This is a genomic window from Actinokineospora iranica (genome assembly GCF_900101685.1).
In the GTDB taxonomy this organism is placed as follows: domain Bacteria; phylum Actinomycetota; class Actinomycetes; order Mycobacteriales; family Pseudonocardiaceae; genus Actinokineospora; species Actinokineospora iranica.
Window position 1 is genome coordinate 376,262 of the sequence record NZ_FMZZ01000003.1, and the last position, 23,031, is coordinate 399,292.

Below are 23,031 nucleotides of genomic sequence, written 5' to 3' on the forward strand. Positions count from 1 at the left end.
GGAAACCCCGCCGATCGCACCGCCCGAGGCCGCGCGGCCCGTGGCCAGGTCGTTCGACGAACTCGGGGTGCCCGCGTCGCTGGTCGCCGCGCTCGCCGAGGCCGGGGTCACCGCGCCGTTCCCCATCCAGGCCGCGACCCTGCCCGACTCGCTCGCCGGGCGCGACGTCCTCGGCCGGGGCCGCACCGGCTCCGGCAAGACCTACGCGTTCCTCATCCCGCTGCTCGCCCGGCTGGTCCAGGGCGCTGGCCGCCGGGCTCCTGGCCGCCCCCGCGCGCTGATCCTGGCCCCGACCCGGGAGCTCGCGACCCAGATCCACGACGCGGCAGCGCCGCTGGCCAAGGCCCTGGGCCTGCGCGCCACCACGGTGTTCGGCGGTGTCCGCCCCGGCCCGCAGGTCACCGCGCTCCAGGCGGGCGTCGACCTGCTCGTGGCCTGCCCGGGCAGGCTGGAGGACCACATGAAGTCCGGCCACGTCCGCCTGGACGCGGTGGAGACCACCGTCCTGGACGAGGCCGACCACATGGCCGACCTCGGCTTCCTGCCGGTCGTCCGCCGCCTGCTCGACCAGACCCCGCGCACCGGCCAGCGCCTGCTGTTCTCCGCGACCCTCGACGGCGGCATCGATGTGCTGGTCCGCCGCTACCTGGTCGACCCGGTCACGCACAGCGTCGACTCGGCCCAGTCGCCGGTCGCGGCGATGACCCACCACGTCCTGCACGTCGGCGGCGACGCCCGCCTCCCGGTCCTGGTCGACCTGACCTCGGCCCCTGGCCGCTGCATGGTGTTCACCCGCACCCGCCGCGGCGCCACCCGGCTCACCCGGCAGCTGGTCGCCGCGGGCGTGCGCGCGGTGGAACTGCACGGCGACCTCGGGCAACAGGCTCGCACCCGCAACCTGCTCGCCTTCTCCGACGGCAGCGCCCCGACCCTGGTGGCCACCGACATCGCCGCCCGCGGCATCCACGTCGACGACGTGGCGCTGGTCATCCACGCCGATCCGCCGGTCGAGCACAAGGCCTACCTGCACCGCTCCGGCCGCACGGCCCGCGCGGGCGCGTCCGGCACCGTGGTCACCCTGATGACCGACGAGCAGGTCGCCGACGTGCGCGACCTGACCCGCAAGGCGGGCATCACCCCGATCACCACCAAGGCCCGCCCCGGCCACCCCGTGCTGACCGAACTGGCCCCGGGCGAGCGCGTCCTGGTCACGCCACCGGTCCGCCCGGCCACCGAGCCGCGCCCGGCGCGCGGCCAGGGCCGCGGCAAGTCCACCGGCCGGGCGGGCGCCAAGGCCGAGGGCAAGCGCACGTCCTCGGCGTCGCACACCTCCGCGTCCCGCACGGCCGCGGCTGCCCCGCGGGGTTCCGCGGCGTCCGCTCCGCGCGCCGCCGCTGCTTCCGCGGCCGAGCCCACGCGCGGCGCAGCCGCCTTCTCCGCGGGCTCCAGCGCGGGCCGCAGGCGCCGCTGACCTCCTGCCCGGGGACCTCCGCGCCGAGGTCCCCGGCGTCGGGTCAGAGTTGGCCCGCCGTCACCATGCGGCGCAGGGTCACGTCGATCTCGTCGACGATCGGGTGGAGCGCGGCCATCTCGAAGGTGACTTTGTCGCGGAACTCGGGGTCCTGCCTGCGCAGGCGGAACAGCTCTGTGACTCGCGCGCGCAACGCGTCCGCCGCCGCCAGCGGCTCCGCGAGCAGTGGCAGCCGAGTGGCGAGGTCTTCGCTGTCAGGGTGCGGTGGTTCGCAGAACGCCGCGATTCGGGTCAGGTACGTGTCAAACCCGCCCCACCAGTACGACAACCGGTTCACCGACAGCACCGGCGGCCGGTTGCGCAGCTTGGGCTTCTGTGGGAACCCCCGGTAGTGCTTGTCGACAAACGATGTGATGTCAGCGCTGACCGAGCGGAAATCCGCGATCTCCCTGGCGGACTCTATGCGTTCGGTCAGCGCTGCCCATCCGCCGTGCTGGGCGATCAGCGCGGCGGATCTCGCCGGTTTCGGAACGTTCTCGCCCAGGCAGTGGCGCGCGACCTGGGTGACGAAGTCGGCGAAGCGCGCCGCGCCCGCTTTCCGCACGTCCTCTTCGGCCCGTTGTTCCAAGAGCGCCCGTGCGGCGGGGGTTTCGGCTTCTTTGATCGCCGCCAGCGTGCCCTCGGGCTGCATGTGGGTGAAATGCGGCGTGACCGGCCCCGGCCGCGCCCCGGCGACCGAGCCGAGGGCGATGATCCGCGCGGTCTTCGGCAGCGGTCGCGGGTTCCAGCGCTCGGGAGGCAGCGGCGCGTGGGCGCGGTTGGGCGCGAGCGCCAGCAGGTCCGCGGTGGCGGTGCGCAGCCATTGCGGCGTAGGCAAACCGCGGGCCGCCATGCGCCTGGCCAGGCTCGTGTAGATCGCCTCCAGGCTCAGCAGCGGGTCCCCACCGGGAATGCCATCCCGCAGGATGGCAAGGAGTTCGCCGGTGAACTCGCTGTACTTCGGGCCGGAGAGCGCGACCTTGTTAGCCGGGGACGCGGTAAGCACGCACGTCCCGTCGATTTCCAATTCGCTCAACAGACTCTCTTCGCCGGACATGAACGGCGCTGTCGCACGGCCGGAGAAGCAGCAGTCGAGGATGACCACGGTCACCGTCGCGGACTTGACGACGAGATCGCGCACCGAGTCGAAGTCGAGCGCGGTGAACGCCGGAATCGCCGGGTCGGTGTCTGCGAGGGTGAGGAACAGTTCCCCGCGCTTCATTCCGCGCGTCCCGTGCCCCGCGAAGTAGACCAGCAGCATGTCCTCGGCCGCGTCCGCCGCCGCGGCGAGTGCCCGCCCGATCGCCGGGACGTCAGCGGTCGAATCGAGCACGGCGCAGTGCTCGCGCGGCATCCCGCCGAGGTCGGGGGAGGTCAGCGCCTCGGTCATGCCCGCCAGGTTGTTCGCCACCGCGGGCAGCGCGGGGAACCGGGCGTAGTCGCCGATGCCGATCAGCACGGCTCGGGAGCGGTCGGGGTCGAAGCGGCGCATCTGGTTCCCGAGGTCGAGGCGGACGGCGACACCGGAAGTACCGCGCGCCGGGAACGACCTGTTACAGCCGGATGCCCCCCGCGCCAGGCGCAGGGGGCATCCGGGTTCTCTGGGGCTACTCGGTTCTGTCCGGCCGGTGGGTGACGCGCACCGCGTTCAGCACCGGTGGCAGTTTGCCGCGCAGCGCGGCCAGTTCCACCGCGATCGAGCCGCCTTCCGGGACCGTCACCCAGAACTCGCGCCGGTCGGCCGCCATCGTGCCGACGCGGGCGGCGATGTCGTGGTTCGGGAGCACCTTCGCCCCGTTCAGCGAGACGTCGAAGACGCGCCTGCCGGGAACAAGACCCGCCCTCAACTCCGCGAAGCTCAACTCGACCTGGTAAGTGCCGCCAGGCAACGCGTCGAACCGGTAGCCGCCCGCGCTTTCCCGTTGGGACTGGTACAAGACGTCGTCGTCAGTGCCCGTTATCTCCTTCTTGGCAGTGACTACCGGACCGCCGCTGAGATAGCCGAATCCGCCCGGAGCCCAAGCCTGGTCGGTCGACCATCCGTCGGCGTCGCGGTCGGTGAATCCGCCGCCGCCCGCGTTAACGCCGGTGCGGTAAGCCGGAACGACCAGCCGCACGGGGATTGTCAGCGTCGGTGTGCGGCCCGCGTTGGTCGTCAGCGTCACCGCCGCCTCGTGCACGCCCGGCAGCAGTCCGACCGGGTCGACGCGGACGGTGATGTTCTGGCGCTGCCCCGGTTTCAGCGTCGACGACCCTGGAACCGCCCACAACCAGGGCGCGTTATCCGTTAGCTGGTAAGTCAATGCGAGGTCGCTCGTGCTCGCCAACGCGACAGTAGAGGTCCTCAGTTGGCCGGGCTGTCCGAGGAACGTCAGCGTTGTCGTGTTCAACTCCGCCCGTGGCGTCTTGAGCGCCACGTTCTCGGACAGGTCTTGCGTGACGGTCACTGTCTTGCTGGCGTCGACGTAGTTTTCCTTCGCCACCTCGATTGTGTAGTCGCCCGCGAGCAGTCGCAGCCGGTATGCGCCGTCCGGGCCCGTGGTGGCCTGGGCGATCTCGGTGTCGCCGCGCAGCGCCCGCACGGTGGCGTCCTCGACGGGGAGGCCGTCGTTGGCGTCGGTGACCACGCCCGCGACGAGCCCGCTCGGCGGCAGCTTGAACCGGACCGAGTCGGCGTCGGACAGCACCGGCGAGTTCAGCGAGTACTGCAACCCCACCGTGCCGGTGTGGTTCTCGATGCCGACCGTCGCCGAGACGCCGGTCTCGCGGGGGACCGCCGGGTCCAGTCCGCGATACCGCAGCGAGATCTCACCGTTCTCCGACAGCACTGCCTCGAAGTCCACGCGGGTCGACGTGGCCTGGTAGAAGGTCGCGTCGCGCCACTCCACGACGAACTCCCGGTTCGGCGCGACACCGGTGGTCTTGGTGTAGACCCGGCTGTTCGCGTCCAGGAACAGGTCGTCCCAGAACGGGTAGATCGCCGCGTTCGGGGCGTTCAACGCCGGTAGCGCGACGTTGGTGAACGCCGTGCTGCGCGCCAGGAAGTTGATGTGCCCGTTGGTGGTGACGAACGCGGAGTGGTAAGTGCGGCCGTAGAAGAAGAACCCGAACGGCAGGGTGATGCCGGTCGCCGCGTCGTCCCCGGTCAGCGTGACCGGGGTGTCACCCTCCACATAGGACGAAGTCTCCACCGCGCAGTGGTGCCCGAAGGAATCCCGGCGGGTGGGCAAGGTGAAACCGAGAGTCTTATCCGCGTCAACGGTGAGGTCTACCGTCTGCGGGTCAGTGCACCCGCCCGCCGACGCGGTGATCCGGTAAGCGCCCAAAGGCACGCCCGGGATCGTGTACGCCCCGTCCGCCCCGGTGCGCGCGGGCGGAACCGGCGTCCCCACCACCTGCACGGTCGCGTTCGGGATCGCCGCGCCCCCCGAATCGCGGACCACGCCGGTCACCGTGTGCCGGGGGACCGCCCGCAGCGCGAGGTCCCTGGTGACGGTCGTGTTCTCGGTGACCGTCGCCGACGTCGTCGCGCCGCCGTACCCGAACGCCGCCACCGCCACGCTGTAGTCCCCCACCGGCAGCGTCGTGGCGAACGTGCCCTCCAGGCCCGTCGTGGTGGTCCGGTTGTTCGGGCCGGTGATCGTGACCCGCGCTCCCGCCAGCGGCACTCCGAGGACCACGTCGGTGACGGTGCCGTTGAGCGTGCCCACCGGGCCGCGCGGGGACTGCTCCACGGCGGCCAACGCGTTGAGCTTTCCCTCACCGAAGACGTGGTTGTCCGCCACTGTCCCACCGCACGTCAGGTTGTCCACGTCGACCGCGGACAGGTCTAACAGTTCCGCGGTACGCGCCACGTCGCCGACCAGCGACGGCGCTGCCGACCACATCAGCGCGACCGTGCCCGAGGTGTGCGGTGTGGCCATGGACGTGCCGTTGTTCGGCGCGTACGCGCCCCCGGGGACCGACGAGCGGATGTTCACCCCGGGCGCGGCCAGGTTCGGCTTCACGTCGCCGTTCTCGCCGGGGCCCCGGCTGGAGAACGACGCGATGGCGCCGTTGACGTCGAACGCGCCGGTGGCGTAGGCCTCGGCGTTGTCGCCCGGCGAGCCCGCGCTGTTGCAGCCCGGCCCGGAGTTGCCGGTGGAGAAGGACGGGAACATGCCCGCCGCGCGCCACGCGGTCACCGTCGCCCGGTACCACGGGTCGACCACGGAGCCGTTGGACGAGCCCCAGGAGTTGTTGACCACGTGCGGGCGCAGGTCCGGGCGCGGGTTCGCGCCCGCGGCGTCGGTCGGGGCCAGCATCCACTGCCCCGCGGCCATCAGCGCGGTGTCCGAGCAGCTGTTGGACTCGCAGCCCTTGGCCGCGATCCACCTGGCGCCGGGCGCGACGCCGATCTGGTTGGCCGCGCCGTCGTCGCCGACCATCGTGCCCATCGTGTGGGTGCCGTGGCCGTTGTTGTCGCAGGGCGCCGCGGTCGGGCACACCCGCGACGGGTCGAACCAGTTGTAGGCGTGGTCGAACGTCCCGCCGCCCGCGTTGCCGCGGTACTTGCCGACCAGCGCCGGGTGGTCGAACTGCACGCCGGAGTCGATGTTGCCGACGACGACGCCCTCGCCGCGCACGCCGAAGCCCGACCAGACGTCGTCGGCGTCGATCGCCGCGAGCCCCCACTCCACCGCGTCGACCTCGGCTTCCTCCTTGCCGGGGGCGGGCGTGGGCAGCTGGTAGGTCTGCGGGGCCAAGAGCGCGGCGACCTCGCCGCGCGCGGCCAGCGCCTGGGCGAGCTCTTCTGTCCCGTTGTGCACGCGCAGCGCGTTGGCGATGAAGTACGGCTCGTAGTCAACCTTCGCCGCGTCCAGGTCGGCGCGCACCGCCGCCTGGCTGCGGTCGGCGGTCGCGCGAAGCGCGTCGAGCACGGCTTGGCCCCTTGCCGCCCAGTCGGTAAGCCGGGAGGGGCCGGACAGGTCTGCCTGTTCGCCGAACAAGACCCAGAAGTCACCGCTGCCCTTGGTGTCGAGGGTCCGCGCGACCGAGACGTCGATCTTGGCGTTCGGGTCCCCGGCCGGGGGTGCTGCCGCGGCCGGAACGGTGAGCGTGGTCAGCAGGCCGAGCACGGCGGCGACCAGGGCGAGCCAGGTCTGCCGGGCGGCACGCCGATGGGGATGTGGCAGGTGGGGACGCAAGGCTATTGCTCCGATCTCGCGCGGCAGGGTGTCGCACGGGTGACCTTCGGTAGTCGATCGATGACTCCCGGTTCCCATTGACGCTGCCGGATCACGCGTGCCGCGTGAAGGAGTTCCACCGGGCGGTATCGGGGCTTTTGGCGGGCAAGGCACAGATTTCGCGCTGCGTCGGCCCCGGTTCTTGTAACGCCCCAACCCTGATCTCGGACGTTCCGGATAGTGATGACGATCGCCGGATCTGGTGGGGGTGGGCGTTCGGTGGATGCCGTGGACGTGTTCGGGCGGTTCGACCCGCCACTGATCCTCTGCGTCGGGACCAGCGCGGACGAACTGGCCGCCGTCGCCGCCGCGACCGGCGGCCGCGCCGCGGTGCTCTACCTGCCCGACACCGGTGCGCTGCGCACCGCTCTGGCCGCGATGCCGTCGCCGCGGGCCGCCGCGCACCGCGTGGTCGAGCACGGCAAGCTGCGGCTGGACGCGGACCTGCGCGAGGCCACCTGGCGCGGCGGCGCGGTCCCGCTGTCCTCCCGCGAGTTCGACCTGTTGTTCGCCCTCGCCGCCGATCCGGGGCGGGTGTGGTCGTTCGCCGAGCTGACCACGCACGTCTGGGGGCGGCCGTACGTGGGCGACACCCAGGCGGTCGGGTCGGCGGTGAAGCGGTTGCGCCGCCAGTTGCGGGAGGTCGCGTCCGAGGTGCGGGTGGAATCGGTGCGCGGGGTCGGCTACCGCCTGACCGTCGGCGAGGTGCCACTTCCGTCACACTGACGAGCGCCGCTGACTTGATCGGCGGCGGTGACCCGGCATGCTGTCTCCCATGGCAGCAGAGCAGCATTACCTGGTCGGCCTCGATCTCGCGGGCCGCCGCGTCGTCGTGGTCGGCGGCGGAACCGTGGCGCAGCGGCGCCTGCCCCGACTGGTCAGCTCCGGCGCGTCGATCGAGGTCGTCTCGCCCGAGGTCACCCCGTCCGTGCAGGCCATGGCCGAGGCGGGCGAGATCACCTGGCACCGGCGGCCCTACCGGTCCGGCGACCTCGCCGACGCCTGGTACGTGCTGTGCTGCACCTCGGTCACCGAGGTCAACGCCGCCGTCGCGGAAGAGGCCGAGCGGCTGCGGGTGTTCTGCGTGCGCGCCGACGCGGGCAGCGCGGGCAGCGCCGTGACCCCGGCCAGCGGCGAGTACGAGGGCCTGCTGGTCGGCGTCCTGGCGGGCGGCCACCACCAGCGCTCGGCCGCGGTCCGCGACGGGCTGCTCGACGCGCTGCGCGAGGGCCGGGTCGCCGACCAGGCGCGCGGCCCGGAGCTGCCCGGTGTGGCGCTGGTGGGCGGCGGCCCCGGCGACCCGGAGCTGATCACCGTGCGCGGCAGGCGGCTGCTGGCCCGCGCCGACGTCGTGGTCGCCGACCGCCTCGGCCCGCGCGAACTGCTCGACGAGCTGCCCGCGAACGTGACCGTCATCGACGCGGCGAAGATCCCCTACGGCCGCTCGGCGAGCCAGGACGCCATCAACGACGCCCTGATCGAGCACGCCAAGGCGGGCAAGTTCGTGGTGCGGCTCAAGGGCGGCGACCCGTACCTGTTCGGCCGCGGCTTCGAGGAGCTGATCGCCTGCGCCCAGGCCGGGATCCCGGTCACCGTGGTGCCGGGCATCACCTCGGCCTTCGCCGTGCCCGCGGTCGCCGACGTGCCGGTGACGCACCGGGGCGTGGCGCACGAGGTGGTCGTCGTGTCCGGGCATGTCGGCCCGGACGACCCGACCTCGCTCACCGACTGGTCGGCGCTGGCCAAACTGAGCGGGACGATCGTGCTGATGATGGGCGTGGACAAGCTCGACCAGTTCGCCGCGGCCCTCGTCGCGGGCGGCCGGGACGCCGCGACCCCGGTCGCGGTCGTGCAGGAGGGCACCACCCGCAACCAGCGCGTCCTGCGTTCCACGCTGGCCTCGGTCGCCGCGGACGTCGCCGCCGAGGGCATCCGCCCGCCCGCGGTCACGATCATCGGCCCGGTCGCCGGGCTGGCGGCCGAACTGGGCTGAGGGCTGGGCCGGACTGCTCGCGGGCGGGCTAGTCCGGCCACTCCCAGCGCACGCACTGGATGCCGGGGCCGAAGTCGAGGGCGATCGCGTGCGCCCGCCCGTCCGCCCGCGGCTCCAGCTTGCGCCGGTTGGTGACCTGCTCGTCGGTGTCGACGGTGTACTGCTCCAGGTAGACCGGCAGCGCGGCGGGGTCGAAGCGCAGTTCGAGCACGAACTCGCGGACCGGGCTGGTGAACTTGCGGCAGTAGCTGTCGTCGCCGCGGGAGTAGGGCGGCCCGGGGTGGCGCAGGACGTAGTCGACGATCGTCGTCTCGCCCCGGTTGAGCGGCTGGTCGAGCAGGATCTCCGCGGCCATCAGGCCCGCGCTGGGGTCTTGGGCCACTCGGCCGATTCGGCAGGTGTCGCCAGCGGTGATCTCGGGGAACGGCCTGCCCGGCAGTTCGAGGTCGTAGACCATCAGCGTCCGGTCGGCCCCGTCGCGCTCGGCGCGGAAGACCTGCCGGATGGAGATGGCCTTCTCGCCCCGGTTGCCCGCGATCTCGATCTTGTCGTGCTGGCTGAGCTTGGCCAGCGCGGTGTCGGTGGTGTAGTCGATGCGGCGCAGCAGGTGCGAGACCGGCTCGCTGTTGCCCCACAGCGCCTCGACGGTCAGCCGGGACGACTCCCGGTTGACCCTGCCGCGGGGGCGCGGCGGCCCGAGCAGGGCTATCAGCGACCCGGTGGCCACGCCGAGGACGTCTTCGAGGTGGCCGAGCGCGGCGAGGGACTCGGCGCGCTCTGGCCTGCGCCTGCCGGACTGCCAGTAGCTCAGCGCCGTCACGCTGATCGAGACCCCGCGGGCCCGCAGCCGGTACTGGATGCGGTCCAGGCTCAGGCCGCTGGCCTGGATCGCGGACCGCAGCGCGGCGGGGAACGCGTCGGCCGCCGCCGACTCCGACCCGGCGGCCGTCATCGCCTGGCGAACACTCCCGTTCTGGTGAAGTTCACGAACTGGCTCGCGGGTGATACCGCTACCCATGTTCACTCCCTGGCTAACCCCATACGCCCTGACGTGCACATTACGTCCTGAGAACGCCGCTGGGTAGCCATAGTGTTAATTCAAGGGTAACCACTTCACTGCTTGCAGTCACAAGATAACCCGATCAGGCGCAGTGCTATACCCCCTTTTGATCCAGGAGAGACGGCCGAAAGGGTGTTCGGACGGTGCGGGCCTACCGGCGTCGCGGACAGGTCTGACCAATCCCCTCTTGCACGGGTGACTAGCCTGACCGGCGCACAGTGTCCTGACCCGGGAGCGATAGGTGCTGCACCTCAGAGTCGTCTGCCCGACCCCGCTCACCGAGGACGCGTTAGCCGTGCTGCGCGGCCACGCGGGCGCGACGCACCTGGTGGCGTTCCCCGGCGCGGCCGTCGACCCGGCGGGCGACGTGCTCGAGGCCGACCTCGCCCGCGAGGCGGCCGACGAGATCCTGGGCAAGCTCTGCGGGCTGGGAATCGACCACGCGGGCGGCATCACCCTGGAGCAGATCGACACCGCCCTGTCCGACGCCGCCGACCGCGCCGAGGAAGCCGCGCCCGGCGAGGCGGCCGACGCGGTGGTGTGGGAGGACCTGCTCGCGCGTACCGGCGAGGAGTCCCGGCTCAACGTCACCTATCTGTCGTTCCTGACCGTCGCCTGCCTGCTCGCCGCGGTCGGCGTGATCACCGACTCGCCGGTCACGATCGTCGGCGCCATGGTCGTCGGCCCGGAGTTCGGCCCGCTCGCCGCGCTCGCCGTCGGCCACCAGGTCGATTTCGTCTACGAGGTCGGCCCCTGGTCGCTGATCGTCGCGGTGCTGGCGGGCGCGGCGGGGATGCTGTCGATGACCTCGGCGAAGTCCGCGGCGCTGGTCGGGGTGTTCATCTCGGTCACCACCGTGCCCGCGGCCGGGTACATCGGCGTGGCGGCCATCTTGGGCGAATGGGCGAAAGTGCTTGGCTCAGCGGGGCAGTTGGCGGTCAACTTGACGGGTATCGTGCTGGCCGCGGCCGTCGTGCTGCTGCTGCGCCGTCGCGGAATGGTCTCCGGCGACACGAGAAAACCGTTGTCGGAGGGGTGATTGCCGCCAGGGATGACTCCGCCCTGCCAAGTGGAGCTCTCCGGTGGGTCACACCTGAAACAGGATTGACCTCGTGAGTTTTTGCCAGGTGTGTCGCGTCGTTTCGACTGACAGCACTACGGTCATATGGGCGAAGTGCTGACCGGGCCCGGTTGGGCCACCTACGATCGGGAGTAGGGTCAGAGGAGATGAGTGTGGAGATCGCCGCCGATCCGCCGGAAACCGGCGATCCGGACGGCACCGGCGACGCCGACCACGCCGCGCGGGCAGAGGTGCTGGCGACGGTCGTGGCCGCGGAGTCCGTGCTCAGCAAGCGCTTCGGGGCGCGCATCAGCCTCGCCGAGCCGGAAGACCTCGGCGGCAGTGAGCGATCGATCGTGCTCAGAGTCAAGGTCGCCGCCAGTCCCTTCTCGCTCCCGCGCACCCTCGCGGTGAAGCGCTACGTGCAGCCGCCAGGCACGAGCCCGCGCGACAGCTGGGTCCGCGAGGCCGTCAGCTACCAACTCTTCACCGCGCTCGCGGCGGAAGACCGGATGTGCCCGGAGCTGTTCGCCCACGACAGCGGGACCAACCTGCTCGTCATGGAAGACCTCGGCCGCGCCCCCACGCTGGCCGAGAAGCTGCACGGCTCCGACGCGCGCGCCGCGGAGGGCGCGCTGCTGTCCTGGGCGCGTTCGCTGGGCAAGCTGCACGCGAGCACCGCGGGCCGCGAGGCCGACTTCGACGCGCTGCTGCGCAGGCTCAGCCCGCCCACCTCCAAGGACCCGCTGACCGTCGACGGCCCCGCAGCCATGGCGGCGCTGCCCGGCTTGCTGCGCGCCGTCTACGACGTCGAGACCCCGGACGACGTGGTCGACTCGGCCCAGGCGACGCTGAAACTGCTCGACGCCGTCCGCCACCGCGCGTTCAGCCCGTCCGACTCCTGCCCGGACAACAACCTCATCACCAACCGGGGCGTGCGGTTCCTCGACTTCGAGGGCGGCTGCGTGCGCAACATGATGTTCGACGCCGCCTACCTGACCGTGCCGTTCCCGTCCTGCTGGTGCGCCTACGCGCTGCCCCCGGGGATGACCGACGCGATGCTCGCCGCGTGGCGCGCCGAGGTGCGGACCATGTGGCCCGACCTCGCCGACGACGCGGTGCTGCTGCCCAAGCTGCTCGACGCGCAGATCTTCTGGGTGTGGCTGACCACGTGGCAGTTCCTCACCGTCCCCGACGTCGAGCAGTTGGGCTCGGGTGGCTCGGTGGCCCGGCCGCACCAGGCCGACGTGCTCGTGGAGCGGTGGGCGGGCCTGGCCAAGTCCGCGCGGCGCGCGGGCGCGGCCGCGGTCGCCGACCACGCCGACACGGTCGTCGCCGCGCTCACCGCCCGCTTCGGTAGTCGTTCGCTCTCGCTCTACCCTGCGTTCGACTAGCACATGTGGTAGCACCGGATTTTCTCCGGTCTGACTCTGTCCGGACACCGCGAACTCACCGCCCATGAGTCCGCGCCCGCCATGGTTGTGCCGTGACAGCGGTGGGGATACAACGCACCACATCCACGTCTCCGGCTTGGTCGGCGCGCACGCTGGCCGTTCTCGGGGACTCGACCACAGTGGGCGTCGGCGACCCGCTGCCCGGCGGCGGGTGGCGCGGCGTCGGCCCGTTCCTCGGCGCCGCGCTCGGCGCGCGAGTCCACAACGTCTCGTTCACCGGCGCGCGGTTGGCCTGTGTCCGGGAACGGCAACTGCCCGAGGCGCTGCGTGCCCGCCCGGACGCGGCGATCGTGATCGCGGGCATGAACGACACGCTGCGTTCGGACTTCGACCCGGACAAGATGTGCGCGGACCTGACCCATGTGGTCACCGCGCTGAACCAGGCGGGCTCGGTCGTCGTGCTGGTCCGCTACCACGACCACGGCCGGGTTTTCCGGCTGCCCGGTTCGCTGCGCCGCGCGCTGCGGTTCCGGATCGACCGGCTCAACGAGGTGATCGACGCGGTGGTCGCCGCGACCGGCGCGCCCTGCCTGGACCTGGACCGCCTCCCCGGCGCGTACGAGCCGCCCACGTGGAGCGTCGACCGGCTGCACCCGTCCGAGTACGGCCACCGGATCTTGGCCGACGGCCTGGCCGGACTGCTGGCCGACGCGGGCTGCGAGATCCCGCGCCCGGTCAGCCTGGTCTGCGAGGGCGGCCTGCGCGCGGGCCCGCTCGCGCACGTCGCCTGGCTGATCGTGAAGGGCATCCCGTGGCTGTGGCGGCGCGGCCGCGACCTGGTGCCCTACGCCATCGGCATCATGCTGCGCTCGACCCCGCCCAGCGGCACGCTGTCCGCGGAGCCCGCGCCGCGTCCGTAGAGTTCGGGGCATGGCGACGATCGAACGAGTGCTGCTCGGACCCGGGCCGTCCAACCCGTATCCGGAGGCCACCGCGGCGCTCTGCGCGCCGCTGCTGGGGCACCTCGACCCGGAGTTCCTGCGCGTGCTGGACGAGACCTGCGCGCGCCTGCGCCGGGTGTGGGGCACCGAGAACGCCCGCACGCTGCCGCTTTCCGGCACCGGGTCGATCGGCATGGAGGCCGCGTTCGCGAACTTCGCCCGGCCAGGGGACGTGGTCGTCGTCGGCGTCAACGGGCTCTTCGGCGAGCGCATGGTCGACGTCGCTGGCCGATACGGGGCCGACGTCGTGCGCGTCGACCACGACTGGGGGCAGCCGGTCGACGTCGAGCGGATGCTGGCCGCGCACCCGGAGCCGTCCCTGGTCGCAGCCGTCCACGCGGAGACCTCCACCGGGGTGCGCAGCGACATCAAGGCGCTCGCCGCGGCCGTCCACCAGCGCGACCAGCGGGCGCTGGTGCTGGCCGACTGCGTGACGTCGCTGGCGGGCATCCCGGTCGAGATCGACGCCTGGGGTGTCGACATCGCGTACTCGGGCACCCAGAAGTGCCTGGGCGTCTCGCCGGGACTGTCCCCGTTCACCGTCTCCGAGCGCGCCTGGGACCGCCGCGTCAAGCGCCCGCCGACGTGGTACCTGGACCTCAACCTCATCGGCGCCTACGTGGACGGCACCGGTGGGCGCACCTACCACCACACCGCGCCGGTCGCCCTGATCGCGTCCCTGCACGCCGCTCTCGGCCGGATCTTGGAAGAAGGGCTCGACGCCGTCCACGAGCGCCACCGGGCGGCGGGGGAGCGGCTGCGGGCCGGGTTGGCCGATCTCGGCCTGGAGCTGTTCGCAGCCGAGGGCCACCGGCTGCCGGAGCTGACCACGGTCCGCGTCCCCGATGGCGTCGACTCGGCGAAGGTCCGGCAGATCCTGCTGACCGAGTACGGCATCGAGATCGGCGCGGGCGCCGGCGCGTTCGCCAGTTCCGTGTGGCGCATCGGCCTCATGGGCCACAACGCCCGCCCGGACCGCGTGGAGCTGATTCTCGCCGCGCTACGCCGCGCCATGTGAGCGGACCGCCGGGCCGTGCGGCACGGCCGCGAACGTGTCGACCACCGACCGCAGCGGCCCGTCCGCGTCCGGGTGCAGCGCCACGCCCGCGCCGGTGACCTCGATGTGCCGCGCGCCAAGAGCGGCCGGTTCGACCTGTCGTTCTGAGCGAGTAGCGTCGAACCCTGTGGAACAGGAGTTCGACCTTTTCGACACGCCCACCGGCGACCGGGTGGCCCCGAGCGCGCCGCTCCCCGTCCGGATGCGCCCCGCCACCCTGGACGAAGTCCTCGGCCAGGACCACCTTCTCGGCCCCGGCGCGCCCCTGCGCCGCCTGGTCGAGGGCGCCGCCCCCGCGTCGATTCTGCTCTACGGCCCACCGGGAACCGGTAAGACGACTCTCGCCACCCTGGTCTCTTCCGCTATCGGCAGGCGGTTTGTCGCGCTTTCCGCCCTCTCGGCAGGCGTGAAAGAGGTCCGCGCTGTCATCGAAGAGGCCCGCAAGCGCCGCACCCACTCCGGCGAGTCCACGGTCCTGTTCATCGACGAGGTCCACCGCTTCTCCCGCACCCAGCAAGACGCCCTGCTCGGCGCTGTCGAAGACCGCATAGTCCTGCTCGTCGCCGCGACCACGGAAAACCCGTTCTTCTCCGTGGTCTCCCCGCTGCTGTCCCGCTCGCTGGTGCTCCAGCTGCACCCGCTGACCGACACCGACATCCAGGCCCTCGTCCGCCGCGCCGTCGCCGACGAACGCGGCCTCGCGGGCTCGGTCACCCTCGACGCCGACGCCGAGGCGCACATCGTCCGGCTCGCGGGCGGCGACGCCCGCCGCGCCCTCACCGCCCTGGAGGCCGCCGCCGACTCCGCCCTGGCCACCCGTGGCGGCGAGATCGACCTGGCCACCGTCGAGGCCACCGTGGACAAGGCCGCCGTCCGCTACGACCGCTCCGGCGACCAGCACTACGACGTGATCAGCGCGTTCATCAAGTCCATCCGCGGCTCCGACGTCGACGCGGCGCTGCACTACCTGGCCCGCATGATCGAGGCGGGGGAGGACCCGCGCTTCATCGCGCGGCGGCTCGTCGTGCACGCCAGCGAGGACATCGGCATGGCCGACCCCACCGCGCTGCAGACCGCCGTCGCCGCCGCCCAGGCCGTGCAGCTCATCGGGATGCCCGAGGGCAGGCTCGCCCTGGCCCAGGCGACCGTCCACCTGGCCACCGCGCCCAAGTCCAACGCCGTCATCACCGCCATCGACAGCGCCATGGCCGACGTCCGGGCGGGCGCGGCGGGCCTGGTCCCCGCCCACCTGCGCGACGGCCACTACGCGGGCGCGAAGAAACTCGGCAACGCCACCGGCTACCGCTACCCGCACGACGTCCCAGAAGGCGTCCTCGCCCAGCAGTACCCGCCCGACGAGCTGCGCGGCCGCGACTACTACGAACCCACCCAGCGCGGCGCGGAACGCCACCTCGCCGAACGCGTCCCCAAGCTCCGCAGGCTCATCCGCGGCGGGTGACCGCGCGCACGGCAAACCGGTCGCGCGCTCGCGCGGCCGAGGCGCACACTCTGAACGCAAGGTCCGGAAAGCCCGCCCGGATACGAGGCGGTAACCTGTCGCCGATCACACGTCGCCCTCGGGCGGCGTCAGCGATGAGGAGGGCTAGTGACAGCAGGCCAGATCGCCGCGCTGGTGGCCGCGGGCGCGTTCGTCCTGCTGGTCGTGCTGCTGGGCATCATGCTGTTCAAGCTCGGCCGCACCCTCGACGAGGCCACCATCGCGATCCGCAAGGCCCACCAGAACAGCGACCCGCTGTTCACCGGGGCCAACACCACGCTGACGCACGTCAACACCCAGCTTGAGCGGGTCGACGGCATCACTTCCAACGCCCAGACCGTCACCGGCAACGTCTCCGCGCTTACCTCGGTGTTCACCGCCACGCTTGGCGGTCCGCTGGTCAAGGCCGCCGCGCTGTCTTACGGCGTGAGCAAGGCCCTGCGCGCCCGCCGCAAGAAGGCCAAGGGCGAGATCGAGGGCAAGCACTCGCGGCCCGCCAAGCGGGGCGCCAAGCGACGCGGAGCCCGGTCGTGAAGCGCATGTTCTGGCTCGGGGTCGGCGTCGCCACCGGCATCGCCCTGTCCCGCAAGGCCCGCGACACCGCCCACGCCGTGACGCCCGCGGGCATCGCGGGCAACCTCGGCGACGCCGTGCGCGAACTCGCCGGAGCCGTCGGCGCGTTCGGCGCCGACGTGCGCGCGGGCATGGTGGAACGGGAAGAAGAGCTCACCGACGCGGTCGAGCGCCGCTCCGGCGTCACCCCCGGGGCGCGGCACTCCCTCGGCGCGGACCGGCCCCGCCGCTCCGCGGACGCGCGAGCGCGCCGGGCGAACGGCTGAGCCAGCCTTCGCCGTTCGCCGCGCCGCAGCCCGTCGAACCCTGATCAGTTGAGGACCCGAGACCGTGCAGACCCACGAGATTTCCCACCGCTTCCTGAATTACTTCAAGAGCACCGGCCACACCCAGGTCGCCAGCGCTTCCCTCATCCTGGAAGACCCCAACCTGCTGTTCGTCAACGCGGGCATGGTGCAGTTCAAGCCGTACTTCCTCGGTGACGTCCCGCCGCCGTACCCGCGCGCCACCAGCGTGCAGAAGTGCGTGCGCACCGGCGACATCGACGAGGTCGGCAAGACGACCCGGCACAACACGTTCTTCCAGATGGCGGGCAACTTCTCCTTCGGCGACTACTTCAAGGCCGACGCCATCAAGCACGCCTGGACGCTGATCACCTCCAGCCAGGCCGACGGCGGCTACGGCCTCGACCCCGACCGCCTGTGGGCCACCGTCTACGAGGACGACGACGAGGCCCTGGCCCTGTGGCAGGAGATCGCCGGGCTGCCCGCCGAGCGCATCCAGCGCCGCGACATGGTCGACAACTACTGGTCGATGGGCGTGCCCGGCCCGTCCGGCCCGTGCTCGGAGATCTACTTCGACCGGGGGCCCGAGCACGGCGCCGAAGGCGGCCCGGTCGCCGACGAGAGCCGGTACCTGGAGATCTGGAACCTGGTCTTCATGCAGCACCTGCGCGGTGAGGGCCACGGTAAGACCGACTTCCCGATCCTCGGTGAGCTTCCCGCGAAGAGCATCGACACCGGCATGGGCATCGAGCGGGTCGCCACCCTGCTCCAGGGCGTCGACAACGTCTACGAGACCGACCTGGTCCGCCCGGTCATCGGCAAGGCCGAGGAGATGTCCGGCCGCCGCTACGGCAGCGGCAACCAGGTGGACGACGTCCGCTTCCGGGTCATCGCCGACCACGCCCGCAGCGGCATGATGCTCATCGCCGACGGCGTCACCCCCGGCAACGAGGCTCGTGGCTACGTGCTGCGCCGCCTCTTGCGCCGCATCGTCCGCTCTGTCCGCCTTCTTGGCGTCACCGAGCCGGTCTTGGGCGAGTTCGCCGCTGTCGTCCGCGACACCATGTCGCCCTCTTACCCAGAACTGGCCACCGACTTCCCGCGCATCGAGTCCGTGATGCGCAAGGAGGAAGAGACCTTCCTCGCCACCCTGGCCAGCGGGTCCAAGATCTTCGACCTCGCCGCGGAGCAGATCAAGGCCGACGGCCGCGCTCTCCTGCCCGGCGACAAGGCTTTCCAGCTGCACGACACCTACGGCTTCCCGATCGACCTGACGCTGGAGATGGCCGCCGAGAAGGGCCTCTCGGTGGACGAGGACGGCTTCCGCGCCCTCATGGCCGAGCAGCGCGCCCGCGCCAAGGCCGACGCCGCTTCCCGCAAGACCGGTCACGGCGACCAGTCGGTCTACCGCGAGCTTCTTGCCCAGGGGCCGACAGAGTTCGTCGGCTACGAGTCGCTGTCCGCCGAGGCCACCGTGCGCGGCCTCATCCGCGACGGACAGCGGATCTCCGGGGCCGCCGAGGGCGACATCGTGGAGGTCGTCCTCGACCGCACACCCCTCTACGCCGAGTCCGGCGGCCAGGAAAGCGACGCGGGCACCATCACCGGCCTCGGCGTCGAACTCGAAGTCCTCGACGTGCAGAAGGTCGCCCGCAAGCTGTGGGTGCACCAGGTGCGCGTCCGCGGCGGCGAGATCACCGAGGGCCAGCACGTCGAGGCCAACGTCGACCCCGAGTGGCGCGTCGGCGCCCGCCAGGGCCACTCCGGCACCCACGTCGTGCACGCCGCCCTCCGCGAAGTGCTCGGCCCGACAGCGCTGCAAAGCGGCTCTTACAACAAGCCGGGCTACCTGCGGCTCGACTTCGCCTGGTCCAGCGCCCTGTCGCCGGAGACCCGCAGCGAGATCGAAGAGGTCTCCAACCTCGCCGTGCGCAAAGACCTGCCCGTCCGGGTCGTCTACACCGACATGGGCGGCGCCCAGGAACTCGGCGCGGTCGCCCTCTTCGGCGAGACCTACGACGAGACGGTCCGCGTCGTGGAGATCGGCGGCCCCTGGTCGCGCGAGCTGTGCGGTGGCACGCACGTCGAGCACTCCTCGCAGATCGGCCCGATCACCCTGCTCGGAGAGTCCTCTGTCGGCTCCGGTAGCCGCCGCCTAGAGGCCTACGTAGGCATGGACGCCATGCGCTACCTGGCCAAGGAACGCGCTCTCGTGCAGAACCTCGCCGCCATGCTCAAGGTGCCCGACGTCGAGGTGCCCGGCCGGGTCGAGGCCCTGATCGAGCGGCTGCGCACCGCGGAGAAGGAGCTGGAGAAGCTCCGCGCCGGACAGCTGCTCTCGTCCGCGGGCACCCTCGCCGACAAGGCGGAAGACGTCAACGGCACCTCGCTCGTGGCGCTGCAGGTGCCCGACGGCGTCGGCGGCGGCGACCTGCGCTCCCTGGCCGTCGAGGTGCGCAACCGCCTCGGCTCGCGCCCCGGCGTGGTCGCCCTGTTCTCCGCCGACGGCGACAAGGTCGCCTTCGTCGTGGCCACCACCTCGGCCGCCCGCGACAACGGCATCGCCGCGGGCAAGCTCGTCCCGTCCTTCGCCGCCGCCATCGAGGCCCGCGGCGGTGGTAAGCCCGACCTGGCCCAGGGCGGCGGTGCGAACGCGGGCGGCATCGGTGAGGCGGTGAACGCCCTGCGCAGGGCGTTGGACGGCTCGTGAACCCCAAGCTGGACCGGCCAGGAGCCGACGACCCGGGGCGCGGCCGCAGGCTCGCCGTGGACGTCGGCTCCGTGCGGGTCGGGGTCGCCCTGAGCGATCCGGCTCCCATCCTGGCGACTCCGCTCGTTACGCTGGATCGCGACGAGCGGTCCGGCCGCGACCTCGACCGGCTCGCCGAACTCGTCGCCGAGCACGAGGTGGTCGAAGTGGTGGTCGGATTGCCCAGGACCCTCGCCGCGCGCCACGGCGTCGCAGCCCAGGGCGCGCACGCCTACGCCACCGAACTCGCCAAGCGGGTGGCCCCGATCCCCGTGCGGCTCGCCGACGAGCGGCTGACCACGGTCTCGGCCTCCCGGATGCTCAGCCAACGCGGCGTCCGCGGCAAGCGGCAGCGCGCCGTCGTGGACCAGGCGGCCGCTGTGGAGATCCTTCAAGCGTGGCTCGACGCCCGGTCGGCGGCGCTCGCCCGATCTGCGGAGGCGGACTCATGAGCGACGATCTCGGCCTGTTCGAAGAGCAGGAACGCCGCGGCAAGGGGTCGCAGGAGGGCAAGCCTGACCGCAAGCGGGTGAAGCTGGCCGTGTTCGGCCTGGTCTTCGTCCTGCTCATCGCGGGCGGTGTCTGGTACGGGCTCGGGCAGCTCGCGGGCATCGGCGACTACGACGACTTCTCCGGCCCGGGCGAGACCGACATCGTGGTCGAGGTCAAGGGCGGCGACAGCACCGCCACCATCGCCAACCGGCTCAAGGACGACGGCGTCGTCGCCAGCGCCAAGGCGTTCATCGCGGCGGCCGAGTCCGAGTCGAAGGTCCGCTCGGTGCAGCCCGGCTACTACGTGATGCGCACCAAGGTCTCCGGCCAGGACGCCGTCGCCAAGATCATCAACCCGGCGTCGCGGGTCGGGAACCTGCAGATCCGCGCGGGCACCCAGTTCGATGACATCACCAACGGCAACAACGTCACCCCGGGTATCTTGTCGCTGCTCTCCAAGGCCTCTTGCACGCAGTTGAACGGCAAGAGCACCTGCGTGCCGGTCGAAGAGCTGCGCAAGGTCTCCGAGACCGCCGACCTTGCCGCTCTAGGCGTCCCGGACTGGGCCGTTCCCGACGCGTCCCGGGCCCCCGAGGCCAAGCGCAGGCTTGAGGGCCTGATCATGCCGGACGTCTACGAGGTCCGTCCCGGCTCCACGGCCGAGGAGCTGTGGAAGAAGATCATCGCGGACTCCTCGGCCCGGTTGCAGAGCTTCGGAATGCCCAACCTGGCCGCCAACAGCGGCTTCACCCCGTACCAGGTCCTGATCATGGGCTCGCTGGTGCAACGCGAGGCCATCGCCTCCGACTTCGGCAAGGTCGCACGGGTCACGTACAACCGCCTAGCCCAGGGTATGCAGTTGGAATACGACTCCACGGTCAACTACGTCCTGGACCGCCCCACCATCACCACGAAGTCCGAAGACCGCGAAAAAGTAGGCCCCTACAACACCTACAAGGTCACCGGCCTCCCCCCGACGCCCATCGCCGCGGTCAGCCGCGAGGCCTTGGAGGCAGCGGCCAACCCCGCCCCCGGCACCTGGCTGTTCTTCGTCCGCTGCCAGAAGGACGGCACGTCGTGCTTCGCCGACACCCTGCCCCAGCACAACGCCAACGTGAAGCTGGCCCAAGACAACGATGCCTACTGAGATCCGCCGCGCGGGTGTCCTGGGCTCCCCGGTAGCCCACTCCCTCTCACCCGTCCTCCACGGCGCCGCCTACAAGGCGTTGGGCCTGCCGTGGTCCTACGACCGCATCGAGTGCGACGAGAAGCGCCTCCCCGGCTTGGTAGCCGAGCTAGGCCCAGAATGGGCAGGCCTCTCCGTCACCATGCCCGGCAAACGGGCCGCGCTATCCATCGCAACGGTAGTAACCCCAAGAGCCACCGCGGTAGGGGCCGCGAACACCCTGGTCCACCGCCCAGACGGCTGGCACGCCGACTGCACAGACATCGACGGCGTCACCGGGGCTCTCCGAGCCAACGGCTTCCCCTCTGGAGACTCCGGGGTGATCCTGGGTGCGGGCGGCACCGCCTGCGCGGCCCTGGCTGCCTTCGCGGACCTAGGGCTGCACTCCGCCACAGTCGTAGTCCGAGACCCGAGCCGGGCCACCGAAGCCATCGAGTGCGCCGCCCGCCTCTCCCTCCCGCTACGCGTAGAACGCTGGTCGGACACCGACTTCGCCACCCTGGCCAAGTCCACCGACGTTCTGGTCAACACGGCCCCCACGACCGCCACCGCCCCCATAGCCCAAGCCCTGGCCCTGGCACCCGTCATCCTCGACGTGATCTACCACCCCTGGCCGACCCTCCTCGCGGAAGCCGTCGCCACCGCAGGCGGCCACCTGGCCACCGGCCTGGACATGCTCCTACACCAGGCCTTCGGCCAGGTAGAGCAGTTCACCGGCCACCCCGCCCCCCGCGAGGCCATGCGCGCAGCCCTCCACGAGAAAACCGGCGGAATCCTCCCGCTCCCCCTCTGAAGCACATTTCCGCCCACTCGTCAAACAACCATCCCCACCCAATCGTGCGACTGCCCCTCGAACACCAGTTCGCTAACGTGGAAAGCGAACAAAGGAGCAGCCATGACCCTCACCACCCCGCAGACCATCCAGCCCACCTCTCACCGAACCCCTTACCCGCTCGCTGGTAAGCCCACTCCCGGCCATTCCGGGACTCGCGTTCGCGCATCCGCGACAGCAGGCCATCCGGGGGGTTCGGCCCCGCTGAGAACTGTTGCCCGACTCCCCATACCCGTTTACGCGGCGTCCTCTTACGCCATTCCCCTGGCTTTGGGAACAGCCCTGGCCCTCGCTGGCGTTCTCCTTTTTCCCGATAGCCTCACAACCATCGGAATCGGCGCGCTCGGCGGGCTCCTGGCCGGAGCAGGCGCCCGTTTCCTGCTCAAGCGACTCGCCAGAGGCGCCACCGCCCCGCCGGGCTCCTGCGAGCTACCCACTGCCGCCCTGTGGGCGTACGCGGCCGCCCGGTGGCAGGCAGGCGCTGTGCCCGCGTGGTGGCTGCCGACCCTCGCGCTGCTGACCTGGTTCGCCGTCACCCTCGCCGTCGTCGACCTACGCCACCGGCGCCTACCCGATGCCCTGACCGTCCCCGCGATCCCCATCGCCTTGGCGGTCCTGGGCGTCGCTGCCATCACCGGCCCTGGCGCTGCCCTCGTCCACGCCGCGCTGATCGGCAGCCTGGTCTTCGGCTCCTTCCACGCCATCGTCCACCTGTGCCGCCCCACCGCACTGGGTCAAGGCGACGTCAAACTCGCCCCAAGCCTCGGCGCCGTCCTGGGCGCGCTGGGCCCCGAGGCTCTGATCCTGGCCCCACTCCTCGCGTCCGCGACCACCCTCCTGCTGCACGTGTCCTGCCGCCGCCCCCAGTGGCGCACCGGCATCCCACACGGACCGGGCTTACTCGCCGCCACCTGCCTCCTGGCGATGTTCCCCGCCAATTTCTAGTGTCTAAAAGATTCATCCTCCCGGCTTCTATGAAGATGTATCCGGTTGGCGGTTGTGAGCCGCGCCAGGGCCGTCCAACTCTTTCGGGTGGTACGGGCCGCCGGATATTGATGCTCCAAACTGGCTTCGCGCATGGTGGACCTCGAATGCAAGGCGGCGAAGTGCTCCCATT

General features: G+C 71.5%; 19 protein-coding genes. 16 read left to right on the top strand and 3 right to left on the bottom strand.

Features of this window, described 5'->3' with window-relative positions; all coding sequences use genetic code 11:
- Positions 1-40 precede the first annotated feature (40 nt).
- Positions 41-1,471: a DEAD/DEAH box helicase gene (locus BLS56_RS09600; RefSeq protein ID WP_091449696.1), complete on the top strand. Its 1,431-nt coding sequence runs from the start codon at positions 41-43 to the stop codon at positions 1,469-1,471.
- Between the two features lie 43 nt (positions 1,472-1,514).
- Here the strand turns inward: BLS56_RS09600 and BLS56_RS09605 are convergent, their stop codons facing one another.
- Both BLS56_RS09605 and BLS56_RS09610 read right to left on the bottom strand, forming a co-directional pair.
- The gene (locus BLS56_RS09605) at positions 1,515-3,002 is read right to left on the bottom strand and encodes a caspase family protein (RefSeq protein ID WP_091449603.1); all 1,488 of its coding nucleotides are present in this window, start codon (positions 3,000-3,002) and stop codon (positions 1,515-1,517) included.
- 115 nt (positions 3,003-3,117) lie between these two features.
- On the bottom strand, positions 3,118-6,696 hold the full coding sequence (locus tag BLS56_RS09610) for a carboxypeptidase regulatory-like domain-containing protein (protein ID WP_175482748.1): 3,579 nt from the start codon (positions 6,694-6,696) through the stop codon (positions 3,118-3,120).
- Between the two features lie 258 nt (positions 6,697-6,954).
- On the opposite strand from BLS56_RS09610, the gene BLS56_RS09615 reads away from it, so the two are divergent.
- Both BLS56_RS09615 and cobA read left to right on the top strand, forming a co-directional pair.
- Positions 6,955-7,461, top strand: a complete 507-nt coding sequence (locus BLS56_RS09615) for a winged helix-turn-helix domain-containing protein (protein ID WP_175482749.1) — start codon at positions 6,955-6,957, stop codon at positions 7,459-7,461.
- Between the two features lie 49 nt (positions 7,462-7,510).
- A complete protein-coding gene (gene cobA / locus BLS56_RS09620) occupies positions 7,511-8,728 on the top strand; it encodes a uroporphyrinogen-III C-methyltransferase (protein WP_091449697.1) in 1,218 nt (405 codons plus the stop codon).
- 28 nt (positions 8,729-8,756) lie between these two features.
- Here cobA and BLS56_RS09625 read toward each other — a convergent pair whose 3' ends face one another.
- Positions 8,757-9,680, bottom strand: a complete 924-nt coding sequence (locus tag BLS56_RS09625) for a hypothetical protein (protein WP_091449606.1) — start codon at positions 9,678-9,680, stop codon at positions 8,757-8,759.
- Between the two features lie 349 nt (positions 9,681-10,029).
- Between BLS56_RS09625 and BLS56_RS09630 the strand changes: the two genes are divergently transcribed.
- The 13 genes from BLS56_RS09630 (at position 10,030) to BLS56_RS09685 (ending at position 22,859) form a co-directional block, all read left to right on the top strand.
- The gene (locus BLS56_RS09630) at positions 10,030-10,827 is read left to right on the top strand and encodes a DUF389 domain-containing protein (protein WP_091449607.1); all 798 of its coding nucleotides are present in this window, start codon (positions 10,030-10,032) and stop codon (positions 10,825-10,827) included.
- A 188-nt stretch (positions 10,828-11,015) separates the two neighbouring features.
- Complete coding sequence (locus BLS56_RS09635; protein WP_091449608.1) at positions 11,016-12,242, top strand: protein kinase family protein; 1,227 nt, start codon at positions 11,016-11,018, stop codon at positions 12,240-12,242.
- 92 nt (positions 12,243-12,334) lie between these two features.
- The gene (locus tag BLS56_RS09640) at positions 12,335-13,162 is read left to right on the top strand and encodes an SGNH/GDSL hydrolase family protein (protein ID WP_091449609.1); all 828 of its coding nucleotides are present in this window, start codon (positions 12,335-12,337) and stop codon (positions 13,160-13,162) included.
- A 10-nt stretch (positions 13,163-13,172) separates the two neighbouring features.
- Entirely contained in the window at positions 13,173-14,261 is a 1,089-nt protein-coding gene (locus BLS56_RS09645; RefSeq protein WP_091449610.1) for a pyridoxal-phosphate-dependent aminotransferase family protein, read from the top strand.
- 15 nt (positions 14,262-14,276) lie between these two features.
- Complete coding sequence (locus BLS56_RS32730) at positions 14,277-14,408, top strand: hypothetical protein (protein WP_267463900.1); 132 nt, start codon at positions 14,277-14,279, stop codon at positions 14,406-14,408.
- 19 nt (positions 14,409-14,427) lie between these two features.
- Positions 14,428-15,759: a replication-associated recombination protein A gene (locus BLS56_RS09650; RefSeq protein ID WP_091449611.1), complete on the top strand. Its 1,332-nt coding sequence runs from the start codon at positions 14,428-14,430 to the stop codon at positions 15,757-15,759.
- 147 nt (positions 15,760-15,906) lie between these two features.
- Entirely contained in the window at positions 15,907-16,332 is a 426-nt protein-coding gene (locus tag BLS56_RS09655; RefSeq protein WP_091449612.1) for a DUF948 domain-containing protein, read from the top strand.
- Positions 16,329-16,637: a hypothetical protein gene (locus tag BLS56_RS09660; RefSeq protein WP_091449613.1), complete on the top strand. Its 309-nt coding sequence runs from the start codon at positions 16,329-16,331 to the stop codon at positions 16,635-16,637. Before BLS56_RS09655 ends, BLS56_RS09660 begins: the two co-directional genes overlap by 4 nt.
- A 64-nt stretch (positions 16,638-16,701) precedes the next feature.
- The gene (gene alaS / locus BLS56_RS09665; protein WP_091449614.1) at positions 16,702-19,365 is read left to right on the top strand and encodes an alanine--tRNA ligase; all 2,664 of its coding nucleotides are present in this window, start codon (positions 16,702-16,704) and stop codon (positions 19,363-19,365) included.
- Complete coding sequence (gene ruvX, locus BLS56_RS09670) at positions 19,362-19,856, top strand: Holliday junction resolvase RuvX (RefSeq protein ID WP_091449615.1); 495 nt, start codon at positions 19,362-19,364, stop codon at positions 19,854-19,856. The genes alaS and ruvX overlap by 4 nt, the downstream gene beginning before the upstream one ends.
- Positions 19,853-21,043, top strand: a complete 1,191-nt coding sequence (mltG, locus tag BLS56_RS09675; RefSeq protein WP_091449616.1) for an endolytic transglycosylase MltG — start codon at positions 19,853-19,855, stop codon at positions 21,041-21,043. Before ruvX ends, mltG begins: the two co-directional genes overlap by 4 nt.
- Entirely contained in the window at positions 21,033-21,875 is an 843-nt protein-coding gene (locus tag BLS56_RS09680; protein ID WP_091449617.1) for a shikimate dehydrogenase, read from the top strand. Before mltG ends, BLS56_RS09680 begins: the two co-directional genes overlap by 11 nt.
- 309 nt (positions 21,876-22,184) lie before the next feature.
- Complete coding sequence (locus BLS56_RS09685; protein ID WP_228771506.1) at positions 22,185-22,859, top strand: prepilin peptidase; 675 nt, start codon at positions 22,185-22,187, stop codon at positions 22,857-22,859.
- Positions 22,860-23,031 lie beyond the last annotated feature (172 nt).

Coding starts and splice junctions, on each gene's coding strand:
- BLS56_RS09605 (WP_091449603.1), bottom strand. CDS start 3,002: ATGCGCCGCTTCGACCCCGACCGCTCCCGAGCCGTGCTGATCGGCATC.
- BLS56_RS09625 (WP_091449606.1), bottom strand. CDS start 9,680: ATGACGGCCGCCGGGTCGGAGTCGGCGGCGGCCGACGCGTTCCCCGCC.
- BLS56_RS09680 (WP_091449617.1), top strand. CDS start 21,033: ATGCCTACTGAGATCCGCCGCGCGGGTGTCCTGGGCTCCCCGGTAGCC.
- BLS56_RS09635 (WP_091449608.1), top strand. CDS start 11,016: ATGAGTGTGGAGATCGCCGCCGATCCGCCGGAAACCGGCGATCCGGAC.
- mltG (WP_091449616.1), top strand. CDS start 19,853: ATGAGCGACGATCTCGGCCTGTTCGAAGAGCAGGAACGCCGCGGCAAG.
- BLS56_RS09645 (WP_091449610.1), top strand. CDS start 13,173: ATGGCGACGATCGAACGAGTGCTGCTCGGACCCGGGCCGTCCAACCCG.
- cobA (WP_091449697.1), top strand. CDS start 7,511: ATGGCAGCAGAGCAGCATTACCTGGTCGGCCTCGATCTCGCGGGCCGC.